The 23,286-nt window shown below is 70.0% G+C and carries 22 protein-coding genes and 1 riboswitch; of the genes, 11 read left to right on the forward strand and 11 right to left on the reverse strand.

The genetic code is table 11. The annotated features are described in order from the left end of the window. Positions 1–59: 59 nt before the first annotated feature. The 4 genes from NM1_RS11545 to bioB form a co-directional block, all read right to left on the reverse strand. On the reverse strand, positions 60–596 hold the full coding sequence (locus NM1_RS11545) for a DUF1353 domain-containing protein (RefSeq protein ID WP_068018003.1): 537 nt from the start codon (positions 594–596) through the stop codon (positions 60–62). An 85-nt stretch (positions 597–681) separates the two neighbouring features. Next, on the reverse strand, positions 682–1,359 hold the full coding sequence (locus tag NM1_RS11550) for a DUF2567 domain-containing protein (protein WP_068018009.1): 678 nt from the start codon (positions 1,357–1,359) through the stop codon (positions 682–684). Continuing rightward, positions 1,359–1,568 carry a biotin synthase auxiliary protein BsaP gene (gene bsaP, locus NM1_RS11555; RefSeq protein ID WP_114699620.1) on the reverse strand — a complete coding sequence of 70 codons (210 nt, stop codon included), beginning with the start codon at positions 1,566–1,568 and terminating at the stop codon, positions 1,359–1,361. Before bsaP ends, NM1_RS11550 begins: the two co-directional genes overlap by 1 nt. 108 nt (positions 1,569–1,676) lie before the next feature. After that, on the reverse strand, positions 1,677–2,696 hold the full coding sequence (bioB, locus tag NM1_RS11560) for a biotin synthase BioB (protein WP_068018012.1): 1,020 nt from the start codon (positions 2,694–2,696) through the stop codon (positions 1,677–1,679). Positions 2,697–2,799: 103 nt separating this feature from the next. Between bioB and NM1_RS11565 the strand changes: the two genes are divergently transcribed. The 4 genes from NM1_RS11565 (at position 2,800) to NM1_RS11580 (ending at position 6,706) form a co-directional block, all read left to right on the forward strand. Beyond that, positions 2,800–3,384 carry a TetR/AcrR family transcriptional regulator C-terminal domain-containing protein gene (locus NM1_RS11565; RefSeq protein WP_068018015.1) on the forward strand — a complete coding sequence of 195 codons (585 nt, stop codon included), beginning with the start codon at positions 2,800–2,802 and terminating at the stop codon, positions 3,382–3,384. Positions 3,385–3,408: 24 nt separating this feature from the next. Beyond that, a riboswitch (cobalamin riboswitch) is annotated at positions 3,409–3,614 on the forward strand. After that, on the forward strand, positions 3,574–4,605 hold the full coding sequence (locus NM1_RS11570) for a FecCD family ABC transporter permease (RefSeq protein WP_068018017.1): 1,032 nt from the start codon (positions 3,574–3,576) through the stop codon (positions 4,603–4,605). It overlaps the preceding riboswitch by 41 nt. 256 nt (positions 4,606–4,861) lie before the next feature. Continuing rightward, positions 4,862–5,578, forward strand: a complete 717-nt coding sequence (locus NM1_RS11575; protein ID WP_246011360.1) for an ABC transporter ATP-binding protein — start codon at positions 4,862–4,864, stop codon at positions 5,576–5,578. Positions 5,579–5,680: 102 nt separating this feature from the next. Beyond that, a complete protein-coding gene (locus NM1_RS11580; protein WP_068018025.1) occupies positions 5,681–6,706 on the forward strand; it encodes an ABC transporter substrate-binding protein in 1,026 nt (341 codons plus the stop codon). A gap of 11 nt (positions 6,707–6,717) precedes the next feature. Here NM1_RS11580 and NM1_RS11585 read toward each other — a convergent pair whose 3' ends face one another. The 4 genes from NM1_RS11585 to NM1_RS11600 all read right to left on the reverse strand — a co-directional run bounded on the left by NM1_RS11585 (position 6,718) and on the right by NM1_RS11600 (position 11,120). Continuing rightward, positions 6,718–7,863 (reverse strand): alpha/beta fold hydrolase, encoded by a 1,146-nt coding sequence (locus NM1_RS11585; protein WP_068018193.1) that lies wholly within the window; start codon positions 7,861–7,863, stop codon positions 6,718–6,720. 222 nt (positions 7,864–8,085) lie between these two features. Then, positions 8,086–8,766, reverse strand: coding sequence for a dethiobiotin synthase (bioD, locus tag NM1_RS11590; RefSeq protein WP_068018028.1), 681 nt, complete (start codon positions 8,764–8,766; stop codon positions 8,086–8,088). Continuing rightward, positions 8,763–9,908 carry an 8-amino-7-oxononanoate synthase gene (locus tag NM1_RS11595; protein ID WP_068018034.1) on the reverse strand — a complete coding sequence of 382 codons (1,146 nt, stop codon included), beginning with the start codon at positions 9,906–9,908 and terminating at the stop codon, positions 8,763–8,765. The genes bioD and NM1_RS11595 overlap by 4 nt, the downstream gene beginning before the upstream one ends. A gap of 57 nt (positions 9,909–9,965) precedes the next feature. Continuing rightward, positions 9,966–11,120, reverse strand: coding sequence for an FAD-dependent monooxygenase (locus NM1_RS11600; protein ID WP_068018196.1), 1,155 nt, complete (start codon positions 11,118–11,120; stop codon positions 9,966–9,968). A 75-nt stretch (positions 11,121–11,195) separates the two neighbouring features. On the opposite strand from NM1_RS11600, the gene NM1_RS11605 reads away from it, so the two are divergent. Together NM1_RS11605 and NM1_RS42185 are read left to right on the forward strand one after the other, a co-directional pair. Then, the gene (locus NM1_RS11605) at positions 11,196–11,765 is read left to right on the forward strand and encodes a TetR/AcrR family transcriptional regulator (protein WP_211339411.1); all 570 of its coding nucleotides are present in this window, start codon (positions 11,196–11,198) and stop codon (positions 11,763–11,765) included. Positions 11,766–11,887: 122 nt separating this feature from the next. After that, entirely contained in the window at positions 11,888–12,076 is a 189-nt protein-coding gene (locus NM1_RS42185; protein WP_147288994.1) for a hypothetical protein, read from the forward strand. 39 nt (positions 12,077–12,115) lie between these two features. Here NM1_RS42185 and NM1_RS11610 read toward each other — a convergent pair whose 3' ends face one another. Beyond that, positions 12,116–13,384, reverse strand: coding sequence for an adenosylmethionine--8-amino-7-oxononanoate transaminase (locus NM1_RS11610; RefSeq protein ID WP_068018035.1), 1,269 nt, complete (start codon positions 13,382–13,384; stop codon positions 12,116–12,118). A gap of 133 nt (positions 13,385–13,517) precedes the next feature. Here NM1_RS11610 and NM1_RS11615 point away from each other — a divergent pair, with 133 nt between their 5' ends. Further along, positions 13,518–14,453 (forward strand): bifunctional helix-turn-helix transcriptional regulator/GNAT family N-acetyltransferase, encoded by a 936-nt coding sequence (locus tag NM1_RS11615; RefSeq protein WP_068018036.1) that lies wholly within the window; start codon positions 13,518–13,520, stop codon positions 14,451–14,453. A gap of 51 nt (positions 14,454–14,504) precedes the next feature. Here NM1_RS11615 and NM1_RS11620 read toward each other — a convergent pair whose 3' ends face one another. Then, complete coding sequence (locus NM1_RS11620; RefSeq protein WP_068018039.1) at positions 14,505–14,945, reverse strand: MarR family winged helix-turn-helix transcriptional regulator; 441 nt, start codon at positions 14,943–14,945, stop codon at positions 14,505–14,507. Positions 14,946–14,974: 29 nt separating this feature from the next. Between NM1_RS11620 and NM1_RS11625 the strand changes: the two genes are divergently transcribed. The 4 genes from NM1_RS11625 to NM1_RS11640 all read left to right on the forward strand — a co-directional run bounded on the left by NM1_RS11625 (position 14,975) and on the right by NM1_RS11640 (position 21,891). After that, positions 14,975–15,502: a cupin domain-containing protein gene (locus NM1_RS11625; RefSeq protein WP_068018201.1), complete on the forward strand. Its 528-nt coding sequence runs from the start codon at positions 14,975–14,977 to the stop codon at positions 15,500–15,502. Positions 15,503–15,676: 174 nt separating this feature from the next. After that, positions 15,677–17,809, forward strand: coding sequence for a glycogen debranching protein GlgX (gene glgX / locus NM1_RS11630; RefSeq protein WP_068018041.1), 2,133 nt, complete (start codon positions 15,677–15,679; stop codon positions 17,807–17,809). Next, entirely contained in the window at positions 17,806–20,226 is a 2,421-nt protein-coding gene (gene treY, locus NM1_RS11635) for a malto-oligosyltrehalose synthase (RefSeq protein ID WP_068018044.1), read from the forward strand. The genes glgX and treY overlap by 4 nt, the downstream gene beginning before the upstream one ends. A 222-nt stretch (positions 20,227–20,448) precedes the next feature. Continuing rightward, positions 20,449–21,891 carry a S1 family peptidase gene (locus NM1_RS11640; RefSeq protein WP_068018047.1) on the forward strand — a complete coding sequence of 481 codons (1,443 nt, stop codon included), beginning with the start codon at positions 20,449–20,451 and terminating at the stop codon, positions 21,889–21,891. Positions 21,892–21,985: 94 nt separating this feature from the next. Here the strand turns inward: NM1_RS11640 and NM1_RS11645 are convergent, their stop codons facing one another. After that, positions 21,986–23,167: a T6SS phospholipase effector Tle1-like catalytic domain-containing protein gene (locus NM1_RS11645; protein ID WP_068018049.1), complete on the reverse strand. Its 1,182-nt coding sequence runs from the start codon at positions 23,165–23,167 to the stop codon at positions 21,986–21,988. Between the last annotated feature and the right edge of the window lie 119 nt (positions 23,168–23,286).

Below are 23,286 nucleotides of genomic sequence, written 5' to 3' on the forward strand. Positions count from 1 at the left end.
GGGGCCGGGTATCCGGCTACTCGACGGGTATCAGACCACACCCGAACATGCCTGCGGCCTCAGGTGGACATTCGCACCCGAGGTTTGGGCGGGGGTGCGTCGGTGCGGCCCGCTATCCGGCCGAACATCCAGAACAACGCCTCCACCACCCAGAACAACAGCAGCCACAGCTGGACGACGACCACCGGAACCACCAGGAATACCGTGGACGGGATCGCGATGAGGAGAAACAGCGCGATGTCGCCGGGGCTCGCGCCGCTCAACCTCGAGCCCAAACGTACTGCCGCCCACATCATCCAGCGCTGCGGGACCGACACACCGGTTTCGCGCAGGGCACGCCGGAACAGCCCGTCGGCGTCCGCGCGGCTCACCTCGTCGCCGCGGGTCAGATAGTCGTGCAGGATGGCGGCGCGGGTGAAGGCGCCGTAGCGCGGGACCAGCCACACCAGGGCCCGAGGCACCGACGCGAAGTCGGTGCGGAATCCGGAGGGGACCACGAAAGTCTGGTATTCACCCCGGTATTCGATGGGTTGGCAAATGCGCCAGGACTCGGCGTCGATAGCCTCGACGATCGGTCCGGCCCCGATGAACCCCACGGCCCGCCGCCTTTCCGAAGGTGCTGTGCCCTCAGCCTACGGCGCGCCGGAAAACCTACGGCAACAGTTCGGCCGCGGCCCGGCGTCAACGCGGCGAACCGGAATCGGCTCCTTGGAACGGGCCGAGATGGATGGCCTGCGAGACCGGTGTGCCGTACGGCCCATAGGTGACGTCGGAGGCGTAGGGCCGCGCACCGTCGGGCGACTCGCCGGTGCTCCCCGCGCCGGAACCCAGGTCCTCGGAGGTGCTCAGCGCGGCCAGCACCAGCACCACCAGCGAGGCGATCAGCGGCTGCACCATCAGCTGAGTCCAGCCCGTGACCTGCGACGGCACGATGGCCGGAGCCAGCTCGACGATCGCCTGCACCGGCGGATTCGACGGGCGCGGATGCAGCAGACCCGCCACCTGATCACCGACCCAGGACATCAGCCAGGCACCGGCCAGCGACCCGGCCAGCAGACCGCCCTGCAGCAGCGGACCACGCAACCGCCGCAGCCGCCACACCGCCGCGGCGCTCAGCAGTCCCGCGATCGCACCGGCACAGACGAATATCGCGACGGCATCGAATCGGTGCGCGCTCTCCCCCGGCAGCGCCGCACCCCGGCCGGGCTCGACCACGAGCACCTTCTCCGCGGGCGCCAGCACCCCCCACAACGCGCCGCCGACCGCACTCACCAGCAGTACGGCCGCCACCACCCACAACACGGCGCGCAACTCGCGGCGCCGGGCGTCGGACGGCACGACAGCGCTCTGATGCGCCATCAACGATGTTCCAGGCTCTTGGAATCGGTGACCCCGTGCCGCGAGCACTTCGCCCACCAGCCGTCGGGGCTCACCTGAACCACCATGCGCCGCCCGCAGTGCTCGCAGAACCGCGGCGGCTCCAGACCCAGCAGTGCGGCCGCGGGGACCGCGTCGTCCAGATTCGGTACAACCCGCTTACCCGTGAACGGGTTGTAGCGCTCTTCCATGATGTCCACGACCACCTCGAAAAGTGCAGCTCCTGGGCTGCCGACAATACCTGAACCGCACCGGGCCGCAGTGCACTGGGCGGCGCGCACCGGTGCGGCCGAAGCGCCCTAGATGGTCTCGTTGAGCGCCTTGATCGGCATCTTCAACTCGCCGAGCAGATCCAGGTCCGCCTCGGCCGGGCGGCCCAGGGTGGTCAGATAGTTGCCGACGATGACGGCGTTGATGCCGCCGAGGATGCCCTTCTTGGCGCCCAGATCGCCCAGGGTGATCTCGCGGCCGCCGGCGAAGCGAAGCATGGTGCGCGGCAACGCCAGCCGGAACGCGGCCACCGCCCGCAGCGCGTCGGCGGCGGGCAGCACCTCGAGGTCGCCGAACGGGGTGCCCGGGCGCGGGTTGAGGAAGTTCAGCGGCACCTCGTCGGGCTCCAGCTCGGCCAGGTTGGCCGCGAATTCCGCACGCTGCTCCAGGGTTTCGCCCATGCCGAGGATGCCGCCGCAGCAGACCTCCATGCCCGCCTCGCGGACCATGCGCAGGGTGTCCCAGCGCTCCTCCCAGCTGTGCGTGGTGACCACGTTCGGGAAGTGCGACCGCGAGGTCTCGAGGTTGTGGTTGTAGCGGTGCACGCCCATCGCGGCGAGCTGGTCGACCTGCTCCTGGGTGAGCATGCCCAGCGAGCACGCCACCTGGATGTCGACCTCGTTGCGGATCGCCTCCACACCGGCGGCGACCTGCGCCATCAGCCGCTCGTCCGGGCCGCGCACGGCCGCGACGATGCAGAACTCGGTGGCGCCGGTCTTGGCGGTCTGCTTCGCCGCCTCCACGAGTGAGGGGATGTCGAGCCAGGCCGCGCGCACGGGCGACTGGAAAAGCCCCGATTGCGAACAGAAGTGGCAGTCCTCCGGGCAGCCGCCGGTCTTGAGCGAGATGATGCCCTCGACCTCGACCTCCGGCCCGCACCACCGCATCCGCACCTCGTGCGCCAGCTCCAGTAGTTCCTCGAGCCGCTCGTCGCCGAGGCGCAGCACCTCGAGCGTCTGTTGCTCGTCGAGGCCGACGCCGCGGTCGAGCACCTGCTCGCGGGCGGTCGCCAGAATGTCGGTGTCGGTCCTGACGGGTGCCTGGGTCATGCGCACGAATCCCTTCGTCCGGCCGGTCGGCCGTGCAACTTGAACGGTGTTCAGGCTAGGGTAGCGTGGGACGCGAGTCAAAGCACGGAAGGGTTGTCGCCAAGTGCAACTGCATCGCACGGACGTCGTCGACGGCGCCGTCGCCATCCTCGACCAGTACGGCCTGGCCGATCTCACGATGCGCCGGCTGGCGACCGCACTGCATGTGCAGCCCGGCGCGCTGTACTGGCACTTTCCCAACAAGCAGGCGCTGCTGGGCGCGGTCGCCGACCGCATCCTGGCGCCGCTGGACGAGGCGATCACGGCCGACGAATGGTCCGCGCAGGTGGGCGAACTGGCGCATCGGATGCGCTCGTGCCTGCTCGCCTACCGCGACGGCGCCGAACTGGTGTCGTCCACCTACGCCTCCCGCCTCACCACCAGCAAGGGCCGCGAGCGCGTGGCGGGAGCGCTGATCCGCGGCGGCATGACCCGCGAGGAGGCCGACCTGGCCGCCTACACGCTGCTGTACTACGTGCTCGGCGAGACCGTCGACGAGCAGTCGCGGATGCAGATGGATTCGGCGGGCGCGCTGGCGGAGGAGTCGTCGCCGCTGTACGAGAACACCAGCGCCACCGACCGTTTCGACTTCGGGTTGCAGCTGTTCGTCGGCGGCGTGCGGCACCTGCTGGGCAGCCGGGTGCGCTGACCCGAGACCGATCCCAGAGAACCGGACTGTAGAGTTCGTTTCCGTCCCTGCCGGCGAGTGCGGGAATCCGGTGGAAATCCGGAACGGTCGCGCCACTGTGACCGCGGGCCCTGGTGCACCGCGGAAGTCAGACCTCCCTCGCCCGGCACAGCTCTGCAGAGGTCGCGAGGTGCCCATGGAGTATCGGCGATGATCCGTGCGCGGATATCGGTGGTAATCCCCGTCGTCACGGTGATGTTGGCGGTCGCCATGGTCGCGGCGACCGGATTCGGGGCCGAAAACCTGCCCCTCGCAACGGTGTTCGAGGTGTTGCGCGGCCATGTCACCGGCGCTCCCGGGGCCGACCCGGGCATGGACACCATCGTCTGGGAGCTGCGGGTGCCGCGCACCGTGCTGGCCGCCGTGGTCGGGGCGGGCCTGGCGCTGGCGGGTGCGGCGATGCAGACGCTGGTGCGCAATCCGCTCGCCGATCCCTATCTGCTCGGGGTGTCCTCCGGGGCGGGGGTCGGAGCGGCGGCCGTGATCACCTCCGGGCTGTTCGCCGGGGCCGGGGTGTGGGCACTGTCGGGCGGCGCACTGGCGGGCGCCTTCGTCGCGGCCGCACTGGTTTTCGCGATCTCGGTCGCGCAGGGCGGGCTCACGCCGCTGCGGCTGGTGCTGACCGGCACCGTCCTCGGCTCTGCCTTCGCGGCCCTGAGCAGCTATCTGATCTTCCGCAGCGCGGATCCGGCGGCGGCGCAGTCGGTGCTGTTCTGGCTGCTGGGCAGCCTGGCGGGCGCGGACTGGACACGGATCGCGCTGCCCGCGTGCGTGGTCGGCGCGGCGGCGGTCGCGCTGCTGGCGACCAGCGGATGGCTCGACGCCCTGAACCTCGGCGCCGATACCGCGGCCTCGGTGGGAGTTCCGGTGCGCGCCCTGCGGATCGCGCTGTTCGTGGGGCTCGCGATTCTCGTCGGGGTGCTGGTGGCGGTGTCCGGTGGCATCGGTTTCGTCGGGCTGGTGGTACCGCACGCGGCGCGGCTGCTGGTCGGGTCGCCGCATCGGGCGCTGCTGCCCGTCTGCGCGCTGTGCGGGGCATTGTTCCTGGTGGTGGCCGACGCCGCGGCCCGGATTCTGGTGCGGCCCACCGAGATTCCGGTGGGGGTGCTGACGGGGCTGATCGGCGCGCCGGTGTTTCTGCTGCTGATGGGGCGGCGGCGCTACCGGTTCGGTGCGGCATGAATGCGGGAATACGGCCCGGGGTCGACCGATCGGCGCAGACGACCGTGGGCTTCTGCCGAGCGGCGACCAGGTTCAGCGGCGCGGGGGTGGTACCGGTGTGCCGGACGCTCTTGTCCGGACCAGCGTCCGCAGTGGCCGATTTCGGTTGCGGCACACAGGGGTCGAGCGGGGCACGATGAGCGAGAACACCCCTGCCGCCGCCCTCGAGACTCGCGGCCTCGGTTGTGGCCCCGGGCGACGGACAGTAATCGAAGACGTGTCCTTCACGGTCCGGGCCGGGGAGACCATCGGCATCGTCGGGCCGAACGGCAGCGGGAAGACCACGCTGCTGCGGACGCTGGCCGGGCTGCTGCGACCGCATCACGGCAGCGTGCTCGCCGACGGGCATGAGCTGCACCGGCTTTCACCGCGACGCCGGGCCCATACGGTCGCGCTGGTCGCCCAGGACGAGCAGCCGCCCGATGATCTGCGCGCCGGCGAGGTGGTCGCGCTGGGCCGCACACCGTATCTGCCACCGTGGGGCCCGGGCGGTCCCCGCGAGCGCCAGGCGGTCGAAAGCGCTCTGCGCACAGTCGATCTCGACGGCTTCGCCGACCGTCCGGTGCACCGGATGTCCGGCGGGGAGCGGCAGCGGGTGCTGCTGGCCCGGGCGCTGATCCAGTCCACTCCCCTGCTGCTGCTCGACGAGCCGACCAACCACCTCGACATCACCCACCGGCTGGCGCTGCTGGAACAGATCCGCACCCTGGACCGGACCGTGGTGCTGGCACTGCACGATCTGACCCTGGCCGACCGCTATTGCGACCGGGTGCTGGTGCTGCACGACGGCCGGGCGAGCGCGCTGGAGCCGCCGGAGGCCGCGCTGGCCCCCGACACGCTGAGCACCGTATTCGGTGTCCGGGCCGCGCGAGTGCGCCATCCGGATACCGGCGCGGTCCATCTGCTGCTCGACTCGAACCCCGGACCACCGTGATCCGGCCGCCGCGTCCACTCTTCTCGCTCACATGGCAAGAACTGCCGCACGAACGCGAATAGTGACCACTCGGGCCGGATCCCCCTCTACAGAAAGGCAGCCATGAGACAAGCAACTCTGGCCCTCACTCTCCTGACCGCCGCCCTGACCGTGGCGGCATGCGGCCCGTCACCGACGGCCGGCGGCAACCTCACCGTCCGCAACTGCGGGCAGGAGGTGCGCTTCCCGTCCCCCGCGCAGCGCATGTTCGTCAACGACAGCAACATGATCTCGATGGCGCTGGCCCTGGGCGCCCAGGATTCGGTGGCCGCCGTATCGAGCATGGGACGCGACGCCGACACCCTGCGACGGCATTACGGCGATGTGGTCGATCGGTTGAAACAGGTTGCGCCCCAGAAACCTTCGCGCGAGACCGTACTGGCCCAGCATCCCGATGTCATGGTCGCGGGCTGGAACTACGGGTACGAGGAGGCCACCGACCTCACCCCGGACTCGTTGCGCAAGAACGGCATTGCCGCGTACGTACTCACCGAGAGCTGCCGGCAGGCCGGGAGCGAACGGGCCCGCGGGGTCGTGGAGCCGTGGACCGCGCTGCGGACCGACCTGGACAATCTCGGCGCGATCACCGGCCGCACCGAGCAGGCGAAGTCGCTCATCGCCGACCTTGATCAACGCCTGGACGCGTTGCACCGGGCGCCCCAGGCCCCGCGCCGCCCGAATATCTTCGTCTTCGACAGCGCCAGCGACACCGTCTTCTCCAGCGGCAAATTCGGTGGGCCGCAGGCGATCCTGGACGCGGCCGGCGCGCGCAACGTGCTCGACGACGTGAGCGACACCTGGACCAAGGTCTCGTGGGAGCGGCTGGCGAACTCCGATCCGGACGCCATCGTCTTCGTCGACTACCCCCCGCAGTCGTTCCAGGAGAAGGTCGACCTGCTGCGCGCCAAGCCGGGCATCAACCAGTTGCGCGCGGTCACCGAGCAGCGCTTCCTCAATCTGCCGTACGCGATGTGGACCAGCGGGCCGCTCAACATCGATGCCGCAGAGCAGATCCGAGCCCAGCTGGAACGCTGGAACCTGCTGCCGCCCTCGGACATCCGGCCCCGGACCGACGACACGGTGCGCTGAACTCGCGCCGGTCACCGGGCCGTCGAGACCAGCTCCTGATTGCGCACCAGCCGCATGAACGGCACCACCTGCTGCTCGATGACCTTGTTGTACTCGCCCGGCTGCTGCCTCGGATTGGCATGGCCGGTACCGCGCGTGAGCACCACCAGCAACGTCCCGTTCACGCCGCCCGCCTGTTCGATCAGCACGCGGTGGGTGGCCTCGACGTCGACGATCGGGTCGCGTTCCGGATTGTGCGGCCGGATGAAGGCGATCGCCGGGCGCGGCTTGCCGTGCGAGGGCTTGGCCAGCGCCCGCAGATCATCGACGGCGCCGCCGGCCACGATGGCCCGGAACTGCGATTCGATCAGGCCGTTGCTGGCCGCGTCGCGGTTGGCGATCTTCTGCCGCAGCACATCCTGGACCGCGTTCCCGAATTTGTCGGTGCGGATCCCCGGCGGGAACGTGGACTGGTCGACGAAACGCTCGCGGCGGGCATAGGTTTCGGCGATGATCCGCAGTCCGCGACTCTCCCGGGTCCCGGGCAGCCATCCGGTCCACCGCATCAGGTCCTCGCCCTGATCCCGGCTCTCCGGGCGGACCGCGCCCAGGTCGACCGGCGTGCAGTCCAGCAGGATTCCCGCCAGGGTCTTGGTGCTGTCGGTGTGGATGTGCTTGCCGATCTCGAGGGCGATGACGCCGCCCATGCTGTGCCCGACCAGCACCACATTGTCGATCTTCGCGGCCTCGGTGACCTTGATGATGAGGTCGCTGATGACCTTCGTGTCGATACCGGAGTTGTCGTAGCGCACGGCCCACACCGACCCCAGCCGGGTCAGGGACGGCAGGGCGCGCGCGGTGTCGGTGGCATCCAGCGTGCCCAGACCCGTCAGATCGAATACGGCGGTGTTGCGGGCCTCCGGGGCGGGGGCGGCGATCGGCAGCACCGCCGGTTCGGTCTTGGCCAGCCGCGCCCGCTCAGGGGCGACGTCGACGGCCAGGTACTGGGCGAACGCCACGAGAAGTACGAGCGGAATCAACAGGATCCCCAGCAGTACCTTGCGCGTGCGCCGCAACCGACCCCAGCCATGCCCGGGCCTGGTCTCGGCCAGCCGCACCCTCCGCCGCGCATCGTCGAAGTCCGCGACGGTGGACGGGTGCCGGTCCTCCAGAAGCATCTTCATCCACTGTAGGACCGATCCACCGTCACGATCATCCGCGGCAGCCCCCCGGTGTCCCGCGCCACACCCACCCATCCCCGGCTATCCCCCCGCCCGAGTGCTCTCCTTCGCGCACGCCCTTCATATTCCCGCACTCCCCACAGGCCGCTGCAGAGCGTGCGGGAACGAACAAGACGTGCGGGAACCGCTGTGCTGGGCCGGGCGCGTCGCGGGTGGTGGTCAGCCGAGGTGGCGGGTGCGCCAGTGCGGGAGGAACCAGTCGGGCGCGGTGGCGGCGAAGCGTTCCGGCTGCCAGTTGCCCGCGCCCTCCGGGACGATGCCGACCAACGCTTCGCCCGTGACCGCGGGCAGGTCGACGCGATTGCACTCGGCGGCGAGGCCCGGGGCGATCGGCCATGATCCGATGGCCAGGCCCGCGCAGGGCACACCGGCGACGGCCAGCGCGCGGGTGGTGAGCTCGCTGTGATTGAGCGTGCCGAGCTCCGCGGCCGTGACCACCAGCACGGGCGCGCCCAGCTTCTGTGCGAGATCGACGACCGTGAATTCGCCCAGCCGGACCAGCAATCCGCCCGCACCCTCCACCAGGGTCAGATCCGCATCCGCCAGCGAGTCGATGGCGGCGGCCGTCTCCCCGAGCGTCAGCAGCGGCTGCCCGGCGCGGCGCGCGGCGGTGTCGGGCGCCAAGGGATCGGGATACCGGGCCAGTTCGAGCGTGCGGGTGACACCGGCGAGCCGCCGGACCTCCGCGAGGTCTCCGGGCTCACCCGGTCCCATCCCCGTCTGTGCCGGTTTGCACACCGCCACCGAGCGTCCGGCGGCTCGGGCGGCAGCGGCCAGTGCCGCCGTGACGATCGTCTTTCCGACCTCCGTGGAGGTTCCGGTCACAATGAGCACGCTCATGCCCGGACCTCGCCTCGCGCAGTAGCCAGCACCTCAGCGAGAACCGTTGCGATGGTGTTCATTTCGGCGTCGTCGAGGTCGGCTCGGGCGGTGAGGCGTAGCCGTGAGGTGCCCTCCGGCACCGAGGGCGGGCGGAAGCAGCCCACGCTCAGCCCCCGGGCACGGCTGGCCTGGGCGGCATCGTAGGCGACCTGCGCCTCTCCGAGCACCACCGAGACCACGGCCGAATCCGGTTGCGGCACACCGGCGATCCGCGCGATGGCGGTGGCCCGATCCAGGACCCGGCCCGCCATCGCGGGCTCGCGGCGCAGCAGGCGCAGGGCGGCCCGCGCCGCGCCTACGGCCGCCGGGGCCAGTCCGGTATCGAAGATGAAGGTGCGCGCCGCGTCGATCAGATGTGCCCGCACCCGCTCGTCGGCGAGTACCACACCGCCTTGGGCGGCAAGGGCTTTCGAGAGCGTCGCGGTGACGATCAGGTCGGGCGCACCGGCGAGGCCGAGCTCGTGCACCAGTCCGCGGCCCCCTGCGCCGCGCACCCCGATGCCGTGCGCCTCGTCGACGATCAGTACCGCGCCGTGGGCGCGCACCACCCGGTGCAGATCCGCCAGCGGCGCGAGATCACCGTCGGCGCTGAACACCGAGTCCGTCAGCACGACCGCCCGCTCCTCGGTGCGCGCGGACAGCAGCCGCGCCACGGCATCGACGTCGCGGTGCGGCGCGATCTCCACCCGGGCGCGCGAGAGGCGGCAGGCATCGACCAGCGACGCGTGACTGCCCGCATCCGACACCACCAGCGCACCGCGCCCGGCCAGCGCCGTCACCACGCCCAGATTGGCGGCGTAGCCCGAGGCGAACACGAGTCCCGCCTCGGCGCCGACGAACTCCGCCAGCTCGTCCTCCAGCTGTTCGTGCTCGACCGTCGTCCCGGTGACCAGCCGGGATCCGGTCGATCCGGCGCCCCATTTCCGCACGGCCTCGACCGCACCCTCGATCACCTCGGGATGCCGCGACAACCCCAGGTAATCGTTGGACGCCAGGTCTATCAGCCCGGTCTCCGGCGCCCGCGCCCGCAATTCCCGCCGCAGCCCGGCCCGCACCCGCTCCCCGGCCCGCGCATCCAGCCAACCCAACGGATCTCTCACAGCACAGCAGCATACTTGAACGCCGTTCAGGAGGGGGGCGAGGGTGGAGGCGCGACGCTACTCGGCCGTGAGTTCCGGCGGACCCCAGTCGAGGATCGGCGCCAGAGAACGCAGCCCGGCTTTGCCCGGGGTCCGGCGAACGACGGTGTCGCGCAGCATCGTTGCGGGTCGCCAGGACCACTGGGCCACGGCGCCGACGCGGCGGGAGCGCCGGACGATCGCCTGGGTGTGCGGGCGGCGCAGGCGGTCGTAGGTGGCCAGGGCCGCCTCGATCGGGTGGCGGTCGAGCAGGGCGGCGAGTGCGACGGCGTCCTCGAGAGCCTGGTTCGCGCCCTGGCCGACATTCGGCGTCATGGCGTGGGCGGCGTCGCCGAGCAGGGCCACCCGGCCGTGGACGAAGGCCGGCAGGTCGGGCAGGTCGTAGATGTCGTGGCGCAGGACGGCCTCCGGATCGACCGCGTCGAGCAGCGCGGGGATCGGATCGTGCCAGGTACCGAAGTGCCGTCGCACCTCGCCCCATTCGCCGTCCGGGCCCCGGGCCCCTTCCGGCGCATTGACGGTCCCGTACAGGTAGACGCGACCGTCCGACAACGGAACGATGCCGAAACGCCTACCGCGGCCCCAGGTTTCACCACCGCTACGGAGCGGCGGCACGGGGTGGGTGACCATCCGCCAGGTGGTGTAGCCCGCGTACCGCGGCCCCCGGGCCTGTGGCCACACCGCGTGGCGCACCCTACTGCGCAGCCCGTCCGCCCCGACCACCAGATCGGCCTCCGAGACGCCCTCGCTGTGCACGACCTTCGCCCGGCCGCCGTGGTTCTCGACGCCGGTGACCGTGATACCGAGCCGGAGCGTGTCCGCGGGCAACGCATCCCGCAGAATGCCGAACAGGTCCGCGCGATGAATCGTCACCATCGAGCCGTATCGCCGGGCCAGCTCCACGGTGTCGGTCTTCGACATCCATCGGCCCGCCAGATCACGGACCCCGCCGTCGGTATCGACCATCGCCCGGGCGCGCACCCGCTCCCCCACCGTCAGCGCGTCGAGAGCCCGTACTCCGTTGGGCCACAACCCCAGACCCGAACCGGCGTCCGCCGCCACCGCCGCGCGCTCGAGCACCTCGACCTGCCAGTCCCGCCGTGTCAGCGCGATGGCCGTGGCCAGGCCGCCGATGCCGCCGCCGACCACGATCGCCCGTCCGGTAGCTCCCATGACATCCTCCACTACAGCTGTAGTTCACCGTCCAACTACAGTTGTAGTCCGGATGCCGAGGAAAGGGAACCGATCGTGACCGAGACCGCAGACCGACGTGCCCTGCTCGCCGACGCGGCGATCGAAACGCTGGCCCGCTCGGGTATGCGCGGGCTCACGCACCGCGCGGTCGATCAGGCGGCCGGATTACCGGAAGGCTCGTGCTCCAACCACTTCCGCACCAGGCAGGCACTGCTCACGGCGGCGGTCGACCGGCTCGCCGAGCGGGACCTCGACGCGACGATCGCACCGCCGACCACCGATCCCGACGAGATCGCCCGGGCGATCGCGGATCTCGCCGTGCAGTGGATCACCACCGAGAAGGTGCGCATGCTGGCCCGCTACGAACTCGCCCTCGAGGCGACGCGGCGGCCGGAACTGCGAAAGACGCTGACCGACGCGGGATCCCGGATCCGCCGACCGGCCGAGCAGATGTTCACGGCACTCGGCGCCTCCGCCCCCGTCGCGCAGGCCCACGCCTTCGTCGCCTGCCTGGACGGGCTCGTATTCGACCACCTCGCCGGCGCCGGAACGCTGGAGCTGTCCCGAGACCGGCTGCACGACATCGTTCTTACCCTGTTGCAAGCCTTCACCAGTCCGGGGTGAGAACTCGGTCACGTCTACGAACTCCGCAGCAACACGTCGCGTACCTCGCTGCGCCCGTGGAACACTCGACCACGACCGATCTCGGCAGGACACTGCCTCCGCTATCTGGCAGCATCGCGCGCATGAGTGTTACCCATGCCGTGCTCGCCCAGTCCGTCGATGCCGCCCAATACTACGAAGCGGCCGGGGTGCTGAAGAAGATCCGTGACGCGGTACTGGTCTTCCTGCTCGTCATCTTCGTGATCGGCCTGCTCGTCGGAGGATTCATCGGATACGCGATCGGCAAGGCGGTGGAACGCGCCCGGCACTGACCGCGGGGCCGAACACGCTGTGGCGCAGGTGAATCGGACTCAGGTCGCGGCGGCCGCAATCGCGGCGGCGCCGATCCGCGCCACATCCTCCTCGCTGCTGATGAACGGCGGCATGGTGTAGACGAGGTTGCGGAACGGTCGTAGCCACACTCCGGCCTCGACGGCGGCATGGGTCGCCTTGCGCATATCCACCGGGCGCTCGAGCTCGACGACGCCGATGGCCCCCCGCACCCGCACCTCCACCACACCTGGAACCTCGTGCGCGGCAGCCAGTCCCGCGGTCAGGCCCGCTTCGATCCCGGCCACCTCCGCCGCCCAGTCGCGCGACAGCAGCAGCTCGATCGAGGCGACCGCGACGGCGCAGGCGAGCGGATTGCCCATGAACGTCGGCCCGTGCATCAGCCCGCCGTGCCCGGCGCTGATGGTTTCGGCGATCGCCGCGGTGCACAGCGTGGCGGCCAGCGTCAGGTACCCGCCGGTGAGCGCCTTGCCCAGGCACAGCACATCCGGCCGCACGCCGGCCCGATCGGCCGCGAAAAGCGTTCCGGTGCGGCCGAATCCGGTGGCGATCTCGTCGAAGACCAGCAGCACCCCGTGCTCGTCGCACAGCCGCCGCAGCTCGTTCAGGTAGCGCGGGTGGTGGAATCGCATCCCGCCCGCACCCTGCACGATCGGCTCCACGATCACCGCCGCCATCTCCTCGGCGTGCGCCTCGAACAGGCGCTCGAGTTCGCGAACATATTCGGGCTCATAGTCTTTCGGCGGCACCGGCGCGAAGATCTGTTCGGTCAGCACGTCGGTCCACAGCGAGTGCATGCCGCCGTCGGGATCGCAGACGCTCATCGGCGTGAACGTGTCGCCGTGATACCCACCGCGCCAGGTGAACAGCCGTCGCTTGCCCGGACGGCCCAGCGCCCGCCAGTACTGCAGGCACATCTTCGCGGCGACCTCCACCGACACCGAGCCGGAGTCGCACAGGAACACCTTGTCCAAGCCGTCCGGGGTGATCTCGACCAGTAGCTGCGCCAGCCGCGCCGCGGGCTCGTGGGTCAGCCCGCCGAACATGACGTGACTCATCCGCCGCGCCTGCGCCGTCAGCGCGGCGTCCAGCACCGGGTGCCGGTAACCGTGCACGGCTGCCCACCACGAACTCATCCCGTCGACCAGTTCCCGGCCGTCGGCCAGGGTCAGCCGGGTACCGGCCGCCGACGCGACGACGAGCGGCTCGGTGCTGGCGGGAAAGCCCCCGTACGGGTGCCAGACGTGGGCGGCGTCGAGGGCGGTGATCTCATCGGAGGTGAGGGCCACGGGAATCCTTCGCGCAGGCGTCTTGAACGCCGTTCAAGTTACCACGACGCGGCGCGGCGCCGCGGAAAACCCGTGCGCAGCGCAGGCCGGTGCACTAACCTTTGACTCAGTCAAAGACTGGAGGCACAGGGACATGAGCACCGCCACTGCCGCGTCCGTCGGCTCCGACCACATCGCCGCGGTCCGCGAATTCAACCGCCGCTACACGCGCCTGATCGGGGTGCTGCACGAGCACCTGGTCGACAGCGAATTCTCCCTGACCGAGGCCCGAATCCTGTTCGAGCTCAACCATTTCGGCCCGGCCGAGGTGGTCGCGCTGCGCCAGGGGCTGGGACTGGACCCCGGCTACCTGAGCCGCATCCTGTCCCGGTTCGAGGGCGCCGGGCTGGTGCTGCGGCAGCGCTCCGAAACCGACGGGCGCCGCCAGCTGGTCCGGCTCACCGACCGGGGCGCCGCCGCCTTCGCCGACCTGAACGAGCGCTCCAGCCACGACGTCGCCACCCTGCTCGAGAGCCATCCCCCCAACGATCGCGACCGCCTCGTCAACGCCATGCGCACCATCGAACACATCCTCGACGGCCGCGCCGGCGCGCCGTTCACCATCCGCGACCCCCGCCCGGGCGACTACGGCTGGGTCATCGGCCGCAACGCCGCCCTCTACGCCGCCGAATACGGCTGGAACGGCGACTACGAAACGCTCGTCGCGCGGATCGTCGCCGACTTCCTGGAATCCCGTGAGCCACAATCGGAACGGGCCTGGATCGCCGAACAGGACGGCGAGCCGATCGGCTGCGTGTTCTGCGTCCGCGAGGACGACAGCACCGCGCGGCTGCGCCTGCTGCTGGTGGAACCGTCCGCGCGCGGCCTCGGCGTCGGCAGCGCGCTGGTCCAGGAATGCCTGCGATTCGCCTCCAACGCCGGGTACCGGAGCATGGTGCTGTGGACCAACGACGTGCTCACCTCGGCCCGGCGGATCTACGAGGGCGCGGGGTTCGAGCTCACCGAATCCGAGACCCACCACAGTTTCGGGAAGGATCTGACAGGGCAAACCTGGCGGCGGCCCCTCTGACTCCAACGGCCCAACTTCCCACCATTCCCGGCATGCCGACAGCCCGAGTGGCTACTCGGGAGCGAATGCCGTACCCGCCCGTGCCAGGAGGCGGCGCAGATCAGCCAGTCCGCCGGGCCCCAGATGCTCGCTCAACCGGCGTTCGATGTCGGCGATGTGCCCGGCCGCGGTTTTCAGCGCCGCCCGCCCGGAGTCGGTGACCACCACCAGCCGCGCCCGCCGGTCGGCCGAGTCGACGCGGCGCTCGACGTAGCCGCGGCGCTCCAGGTGGGTGACGAGTTCGCCCATCGACTGCTGGGTCATGCCCGCGGCGTCGGCGAGGTCGCCGATGCGGGACCCGTCGGGGGCCAGATAGCGGAAGACGGCGTAGTGGGCGGGGCGCAGGCTGTCGTCCAGCGCGGCGCGCAACTCGCGGTTCAGCTCCTGCTCGACGGCTCGGGCGAGGATCGTGAGCAGCTTCAACAGAGTGGCGTCCGAATCGACCATTGACATATTACAAAGGTTACCTTTATATCTTGAGCATGGGAACCACACTCACCTTCCGCAGCGGCCATCGCGTCACGCTGGTCGAGGAGGGCGCCGACGAGCGCGGCGAATACCTGCGCCTGCAGCACCACCTGCCGACGCCGGGGCGGGAGGCCGGGCCGCACTGGCACCCGGTGCTGGCCGAGTCCTGGACGGTGCGCGAGGGGCGCCTCCGGTTCCGCATCGACGGCACGGAAGTGATTGCCGGTCAAGGAGATTCCGCATCGGCCCCGGCGGGGACGGTGCACGAGTTCTGGACCGAAGCCCCCGGCACGGTGATCGATCACGAGATCCGCCCGCCGCTGCGGCACTGGCAGATGTTCCGGCTGTGGCAGGCGCTCGACGCCGCGGGCAAGACCACCCGCGCCGGGTTGCCGCGCAACCCGCTCGCGCTGGCCCTGCTGTGGGAGTACCAGGACGGCTACATCGCGGGCATCCCGGCCGGGCTGCAGCGAGTCGTCCTCGGCGGCCTCGCCCGGCTGGCCCGCGGCCTGGGCTGCGAACGGCGCTGGCTGGCGGACTGACGCCCGGCCTAACCCGGTTCCCGGAACGTCTCGTCGTCGCGGCACGACTGTTCTCACGACGCAGCACACCCTGGCCCGCGGAACTACCACCCACCATCTGCACATATACCGCCGCAACCAGCGCTCCAACACCGCACGCACCGCTCGGTCCGCGCTGCGATTAGTGTCGGTGGCATGGTTTCGCCCAATCCGCTCGGTGACGTGGCACCGCTGGGCGTCTGGCCCGGCACCGCGTACCCGCTGGGCGCCACCTACGACGGGGCCGGAACCAACTTCTCGGTGTTCTCCGAGGTCGCCGAGCGGGTCGAGCTGTGCCTGATCGACCGCGCCGGGGCCGAGACCCGCATCCGGCTCGAGGAGGTCGACGGGTACGTCTGGCATGCCTACGTGCCGACCGTGGCCCCGGGCCGCCGCTACGGATTCCGGGTGCACGGCCCGTACGAACCCGAACTCGGACTGCGCTGCGATCCGAGCAAACTGCTGCTCGATCCGTACGGCAAGGCCTTCGCCGGGGAGTTCGGCAACGATCCGTCGCTGCACACCCGCGGCCGGGATTCGCTGGGGCACACCATGACCGGCGTGGTCATCAACCCGTTCTTCGACTGGGCCGACGACCGGGCGCCGCGGCGGCCCTACCACGAGACCGTCCTCTACGAGGCGCACGTCAAGGGCATGACGATGACCCACCCCCAGGTGCCGCCGGAACTGCGCGGCACCTACGCGGGCCTGGCGCACCCGGCGATCATCGAGCACCTGAAAGCGCTGGGCGTCACCGCGATCGAGCTGATGCCGGTGCACCAGTTCCTGCACGACCGCCCGCTGCTGGACCGGGGCCTGCGAAACTACTGGGGCTACAACAGCTTCGGCTACCTCGCCCCGCATCACGAGTACGCGGCCGACCCGCGCGCCGGAGCCGCGGTCACCGAGTTCAAGGCGATGGTGCGGGCCCTGCACGCGGAGGGCATCGAGGTGATCCTCGACGTGGTCTACAACCACACCGGGGAAGGCAACCACCTGGGGCCTACGATCTCGCTGCGCGGCATCGACAATGCGGCGTACTACCGCCTGCTAGAGGACGACCCCGCGCATTACATGGACTACACCGGCACCGGCAACAGCCTCAATGTGCGGCATCCGCATACGCTGCAGCTGATCATGGATTCGCTGCGCTACTGGATTCTCGAGATGCACGTCGACGGCTTCCGCTTCGACCTGGCCGCCACCCTGGCCCGGGAGTTGCACGATGTGGACCGGCTGTCCACCTTCTTCGATCTGGTGCAGCAGGATCCGGTGGTGAGCCAGGTGAAGCTGATCGCCGAACCGTGGGACGTCGGCGAGGGCGGCTACCAGGTCGGCAACTTCCCGAGCCTGTGGACGGAGTGGAACGGCAAATACCGCGACACGGTCCGCGACTACTGGCGCGGCGAACCGGCGACGCTGGGCGAGTTCGCCTCCCGCCTCACCGGCTCCTCGGACCTGTACGAGGCCACGGGCCGCCGCCCCGGCGCCAGCATCAACTTCGTCACCGCGCACGACGGATTCACGCTGCGAGACCTGGTGTCCTACAACGACAAACACAACGAGGACAACGGCGAGGACAATCGCGACGGCGAAAGCTACAACCGCTCCTGGAACTGCGGCGTGGAGGGCCCCACCGACGATCCGGAGGTCCTCGAGCTGCGAGAACGCCAGAGCCGCAACATGATCGCCACGCTGGCCCTGTCGCAGGGTACGCCGATGCTGCTGCACGGCGACGAATTCGGCCGCACCCAGCACGGCAACAACAACGCCTACTGCCAGGACTCCGAGCTGTCGTGGATGGATTGGTCACTGGCGCACAAGAATTCGGAGCTGTTGGAGTTCACACGCAACGCCGTCGGGTTGCGCGCGAGGCACCCGGTGTTCCGGCGGCGCCGCTTCCTCGACGGGCGCCCGGCCCCCGACCACGACCGGCCCGGCGATATCGCCTGGCTCACCCCGGCCGGTGTCGAGATGACCGCCGCCGACTGGGAGACCGGCTTCGCCCGCTCGCTCGCGGTGTTCCTCGACGGCGAGGGCATCGCCGAACCCGGCCCGCGCGGCGAACGCATCCGCGACGACTCGTTCCTGCTGTGTTTCAATGCCCACGACGCCCCCATCGACTTCACCGTTCCCGGCCCGGACCACGGCACCGAATGGTCGATCGCACTCGACTGTTCGGCGCCCACCGGGCTGACCAGAGCCGAATACCCCGCCGCCGGCACGGTCGGGGTTCCGACCCGCTGCCTGCTCGTGCTCCGCCGTCCCGCAAGATCGACATGGAAATGAACGACACCACCCCTGAACACCGCACCGGCCCGATCACCCGTAAAACCTCCGTGCGCAGCACCTACCGGCTGCAACTGCGCCCGGACACCCTGACCTTCGCCGACGCCCGCACCATCGCCGAATACCTGCAGCAGCTGGGTGTCTCACACCTGTACCTGTCGCCGATCATGACCGCGATGCCCGGTTCCATGCACGGCTACGACGTCACCGACCCGACCACGGTGTCCGCCGCGCTGGGCGGCCCGGGCGGGCTGAAGGCGCTGTCGGACGAGGTGCGCAGCCGCGGCATGGGCCTGATCGTCGACCTGGTGCCCAACCACGTGGGCGTGGGCGACGCGCAGCACAACGCGTGGTGGTGGGATGTGCTGCGGCACGGTAAGAAATCGCAGTTCGCGCACTGCTTCGACATCGACTGGAGCCCGGGTAACGGCGCCGGTGGCCGGTTGGCGCTGCCGGTGCTGCAGAGCGAGAACGACCCGGCCGCGCTGACCGTCGACCGCAGCGGCTCCGAACCCATGCTGTCGCTGCACGACCTGCGCTTCCCGATCGCCCCGGGCACCGACGGCGAGAACGCGCTGCGCATCCACGACAAGCAGCACTACCGCCTGGTCAGCTGGAAGGCCGGGATCTGCACGTACCGCCGGTTCTTCGCGGTGTCGAGCCTGGCGGCGCTGCGGCAGGAGGACCCGGTGGTGTTCGAGCTCACCCACCGGGAGCTGACGGCCTGGTGCGAGCACGACCTCATCGATGGCGTGCGGGTCGACCATCCGGACGGATTGGCCCAGCCCACAGCGTATCTGGCGAAGGTGCGCCGGATCATCGGGCCGAACCGGCTGCTGCTGGTGGAGAAGGTGCTCTCCAGCCGGGAACCGCTGGACGCCACGCTGCCCATCGACGGCACCACCGGGTACGACGCGCTCGCCGAGCTGACCGGGGTGCTGGTCGACCCGTCGGGCGAATCGACGCTGACCGGCCTGTCGCGGGAGTTCTGCGGGCACGGCAGCAACGCCGCCTGGATCGGCAACAACGAGCACCGCATCAAACGCGCAGTGGCGGAACGGCTTCTGGTGCCGGAGGTGCGGCGGCTGGTCGCCGCGATCAAGCGCGACGCCGTGATCGGCGGATTCGACGCCGCCGCCATCAGCGATGTGGCCCTGACCAATGCCACCGTCGAGGTGCTGGCGTTCATGCCGGTGTATCGCACCGACTACGCGCCGCTGGCCGGGATGATGGGCAACGTCGTGGCCAAGGTGGGCAAGCGCCACCGCGAACTCACCGTGCCGCTGTCGGTGCTGGTGACGGCGCTGTCGGCGGGCGGCGAGGCGGCGGTGCGGTTCCACCAGGTCTGCGGCGCGGTGACCGCGAAGGCCGTCGAGGACACCATGTTCTATCAGGCGGCCCGGCTGGTGTCGCTGCAGGAGGTGGGCAGCAATCCGGCCCGGTTCGGCCATTCGCTGCTGGAGTTCCATCTCGCCAATACCGAGCGCGCCACCCGCTGGCCCGCGACGATGACCACGCTGTCCACCCACGACACCAAGCGCGGCGAGGACGTGCGCGCCCGCATCGGCGTGCTGTCGCAGGCCCCCGAGGCCTGGTCCAAGACGGTCAAGGCCGCGCACGAGATCACTCCCCCGCCCGACGGCGCGACGGCACTGTTCCTGCTGCAGAACATGTTCGGGGTGTGGCCGGTCGACGGCCGCGCCGCCGCGGTGCCCGGCCTACGCGAGCGGCTACATCTGTTCGCGGAGAAGGCGGTTCGCGAGGCCGGTACCAAATCCTCCTGGGAGGAACCGGATCTGGAGTTCGAAACCGAACTGCACCGGTGGCTGGACGCGGTGATCGACGGGCCGGTCGGCGCGGAGCTGACCGAACTGGCGACCCGGCTGGCACCGCATGCCTGGTCCGATGCGCTGGCGCAGAAGGTGCTGCAGCTGTGCGGTCCCGGCATCCCGGACCTCTACCAGGGCAGCGAGCTGTGGGAGGACTCGCTGGTCGATCCGGACAACCGCCGCCCGGTCGACTTCGGCCACCGGCTGGCGATGCTGCAATCGCTCACCGGCACACCGGAACTGGACTCCACCGGCGCGGCGAAGATGTGGGTGGTCGCCTATGCGCTGTGGCTGCGCCGGGAACGCCCCGACTGCTTCGTCGGCGGCACCTACACCCCGCTGTTCGCCACCGGCGAGCGCGCCGACCACCTGATCTCCTACGCCCGCGGCCGCTCCGGCGACACCCCGCAGGTGCTGGTGGCCGCCACCCGGCACAGCGCCACCCTGTCCGAAACCGGTTGGGGCGATACCACTTTGGACCTACCCGAGGGCTCCTGGACCGACCGCCTGACCGGCAACACCTTCTCCGGGCGAGCCCGGCTGGAAAAAGTGTTCACCCGCCTGCCGGTCGCCCTGCTGGTGCGCTGAGCCTTCCATCGGACATCAGCCGCCGACCGGCGCGGGCGCGAGACCTCTTCGGCGGTCGAGCAGGGCACGGTCAGGTCTCCTCACGACACACCGCCCGGGCTGGGCCGGGATCACCGCCCAGCACCCTAGAGTGCAACACGTCACAAACCAGTCGGTCTCGTCAGCGTGGGGTCACGTACCGATGCCGAGGTGCGGTCACCACTCGACTTCTGAGGTGGGCGCATGCGTGCAGGCACGGCGGTTCGGGGAGCGATCGGTTGCTGCGTAACGCTGGCGGCCCTGGCGCTGTCTCCGGCGACGAGTACCGCGGAACCGTCCGCCGTCGGCGCCGAACTGCCCGCGGATCTGGTCGTGGCGATCGAGCGGGATCTGCAGCTGACCCCGCAGCAATACCTGAATCGCGCCGCACAGTCCCAGCGCCTGGCCGATTTCGCCGTCTTCGCGCGGATCGCCTACCCGAGCGCGTTCGCCGGCGTGCACATGGACGGCGATCGCGCCGTCGTCTCGCTCGCCGACGGGGCGAGCACCGCCGATGCCCGGCAGGTCGCGAAGCAGGCCGGATTCGACGTCGCCATGGTCGCCGACAGCGAGGCGGCGCTGCGCGACCGGCGGACCGCCTTCGAGCAGTGGCTGGCCGCCCAGCCCGACGCCGTCGCCGACAACATCCGCAGCTACGGCATCGATGTCGCGCACAATGCCCTCGCCGTGCACCAGGTGAAGGACACGCGGTTCCCCCGGGAGCTCGGGACGATCCGGTCGGTCGCGGCATCGGGACCGAAGACCGGTCCCGATACGACGCCGCCGGGTCCCGGGGTGCTCGCCACGACACCCGAGTCGCCGTACATCGGCGGGACACCGTACGGGGTCGCCCACGGGGACAACACGCCGCGATGCACGCTGGGATTCAACGGCACCGACAGCGCGGGCAATACCGTGAACATCACTGCGGGGCACTGCAATCCCGGCAACTGGTTCGATCCGGCCGCGCGGGTCCAGGGGACGCACCGGATCTACGACATGCAGGGCGGGCAGCGCGGCGAGGCCATCGGGGAGTTCGACGTCTCGGAACTCGGCCCGCACGATTACGCGGTCGTCCGCATCCTCGACGAGTACGCGCCGCGCTTCCGGAACAATCTCGTGTCGGTGCAGGAGATCGACGCCCCGCAGCCGTCGATTCCCAGCGGCTCCGGGGGCAGCGCCGGGCTGCCGCCCGCGGGCAGCAGCGGGGTGCAGTCCGGGAGCAGCGCACCGGCCGGGCTGGTCCCCGTGGCCATGACCGACGACAAGACGCTCCACATCGAGGGAACCGCCGAGGCGGTGGACGGAGCCGATGTCTGCAAGATGGGCATCATCACCGGATTCGCCTGCGGCAAGGTCACCGGCGTCGGCCAGAAACTGATCACCAAGGGCGTGCCGGGCGACGAGAACCGAGGCGTCGCGATAGAGGACATGTTCACCACGAACCTCTGCACGCACCGCGGCGACAGCGGCGGGCCGGTCTTCACCCTCACCGAGCAGGGCGCCCAGGCCATGGGCATGACCAGCTCCGGCAGCCCCGACACCGATCAGCCCGCCCCGGTCTGCGGTCCCAACCCGCTGCACGTCGCGCAGCCGATCAACACTGTGCTGCAACAGCACGAGGGGTTGTCCGTCCGCACCAAGTGATCCGCGACCGAAGCGGAGACGCTGCCGAGCGGGGTCGAATATCATCGACCCCGCCCTGTCTCACCGGAGCTGAATACCGTTGCGGCATCTACACTCAGGCTCGCACCGGCTCCTCGAGCTCCGGCACCTCGAGTTCCGGCGACGGTTCGGCCACGACGTTCTCCACCGGCTCGCTCGGCAGCGGCTTGCCCTGCTTCTCCAGCTCCCGCTGCCACCGTTCGAGATTCGGCGGCCGGTAGTCCTCGCAGACCTGGACGGTCGAGGACAGGTACACCTTCTTGTCCTCCGGCTCCGACATGCGCCGCCAGAAGTCGGCGTAGTACCGCTGACTGCGCGGATTCACCATCAGGCCCAGCAGATTCAGGATTCGGTACCCGATCGGCAGCTCGTTGTGCGGCTGCACGGAGTTGTCGAACACGGGGCTGCGCGCGATCAGCTGCTCGAGCCGTTCGCGATCGAACTGCAGGCCCTGAACGGCGGCCTCGTCCACCATCCAGCGCAGCGTGATGTCCGACAGCCGGGTATCGGTGTTCCCGCCGCCGATATCGCCGTGCCCGCCCTTGAACCACACCTGCTTGACCCGGTCGGGACGCTGCTGCTCGACATCCGCCTCGTCGGTGACCTCCCACAGGCAGGGCGCGAAGATGCGGCGGCGCTCATCGATCGCCAGCGCCTGCCGCGCGCAGTGCACATGCGGCGACAGCCGCACGTCGTGGAAGCGGTACCGCCACGAGGTCACCCCGGGCACCCCCATCGCGCCGACGGTGTCGAACACCCCGATGAACTTGATCGGCACCGGGTAGACGCAGTTCTCCTTGCGGAAGTCGGCCCAATGCGGGGGTTCCGGCTCGTCCGGATGCCGCTTGCGCTCCCGGTAGATCTTCAGCGCCTCCGGGTATCGCTTGTCGATCATCGCCTCCGGCTTCAACAGCCCGAGCCGATGGATCATCCCGGCCACGCTGCGCGCGGTGTAGGCGCCGCGGCTGAAACCGAAGATGAAGATCTCGTCGCCTGGCTCCCAGTTCAGCGCCAGCTGCCAGTACATGGTGGACACGTTCGCGTCGAGACCGAGCCCGAACGCGCCCCCGAGCAGCTTGTCGGCCAGGTACCCCTGCGATCCGGGACCGTCGGCGTAGAAAACCCGCTGTCCCACATGTTCGCCCGTGTCCAGGGTGGTGCCCAGTCGCACCGACTCCGCGATCTTGACGACATTACTTACGGTTGGGTTGCTCTCAGAGCCCCACGTGCCATCACAGCACACCACCAGACGTTTCATGGACCGATCCTCCCGCCCCGTATTCCACGGATCCTGCGTAGCGAACTACTCGATTCATCGCTGCGAACCCGCGCGGGCGTTAATTGTCCCCGCACATTCGTTCCGCCGCAGCCACGATT

It is taken from the genome of Nocardia mexicana NBRC 108244 (assembly GCF_001613165.1).
Taxonomy (GTDB): Bacteria; Actinomycetota; Actinomycetes; order Mycobacteriales; family Mycobacteriaceae; genus Nocardia; species Nocardia mexicana.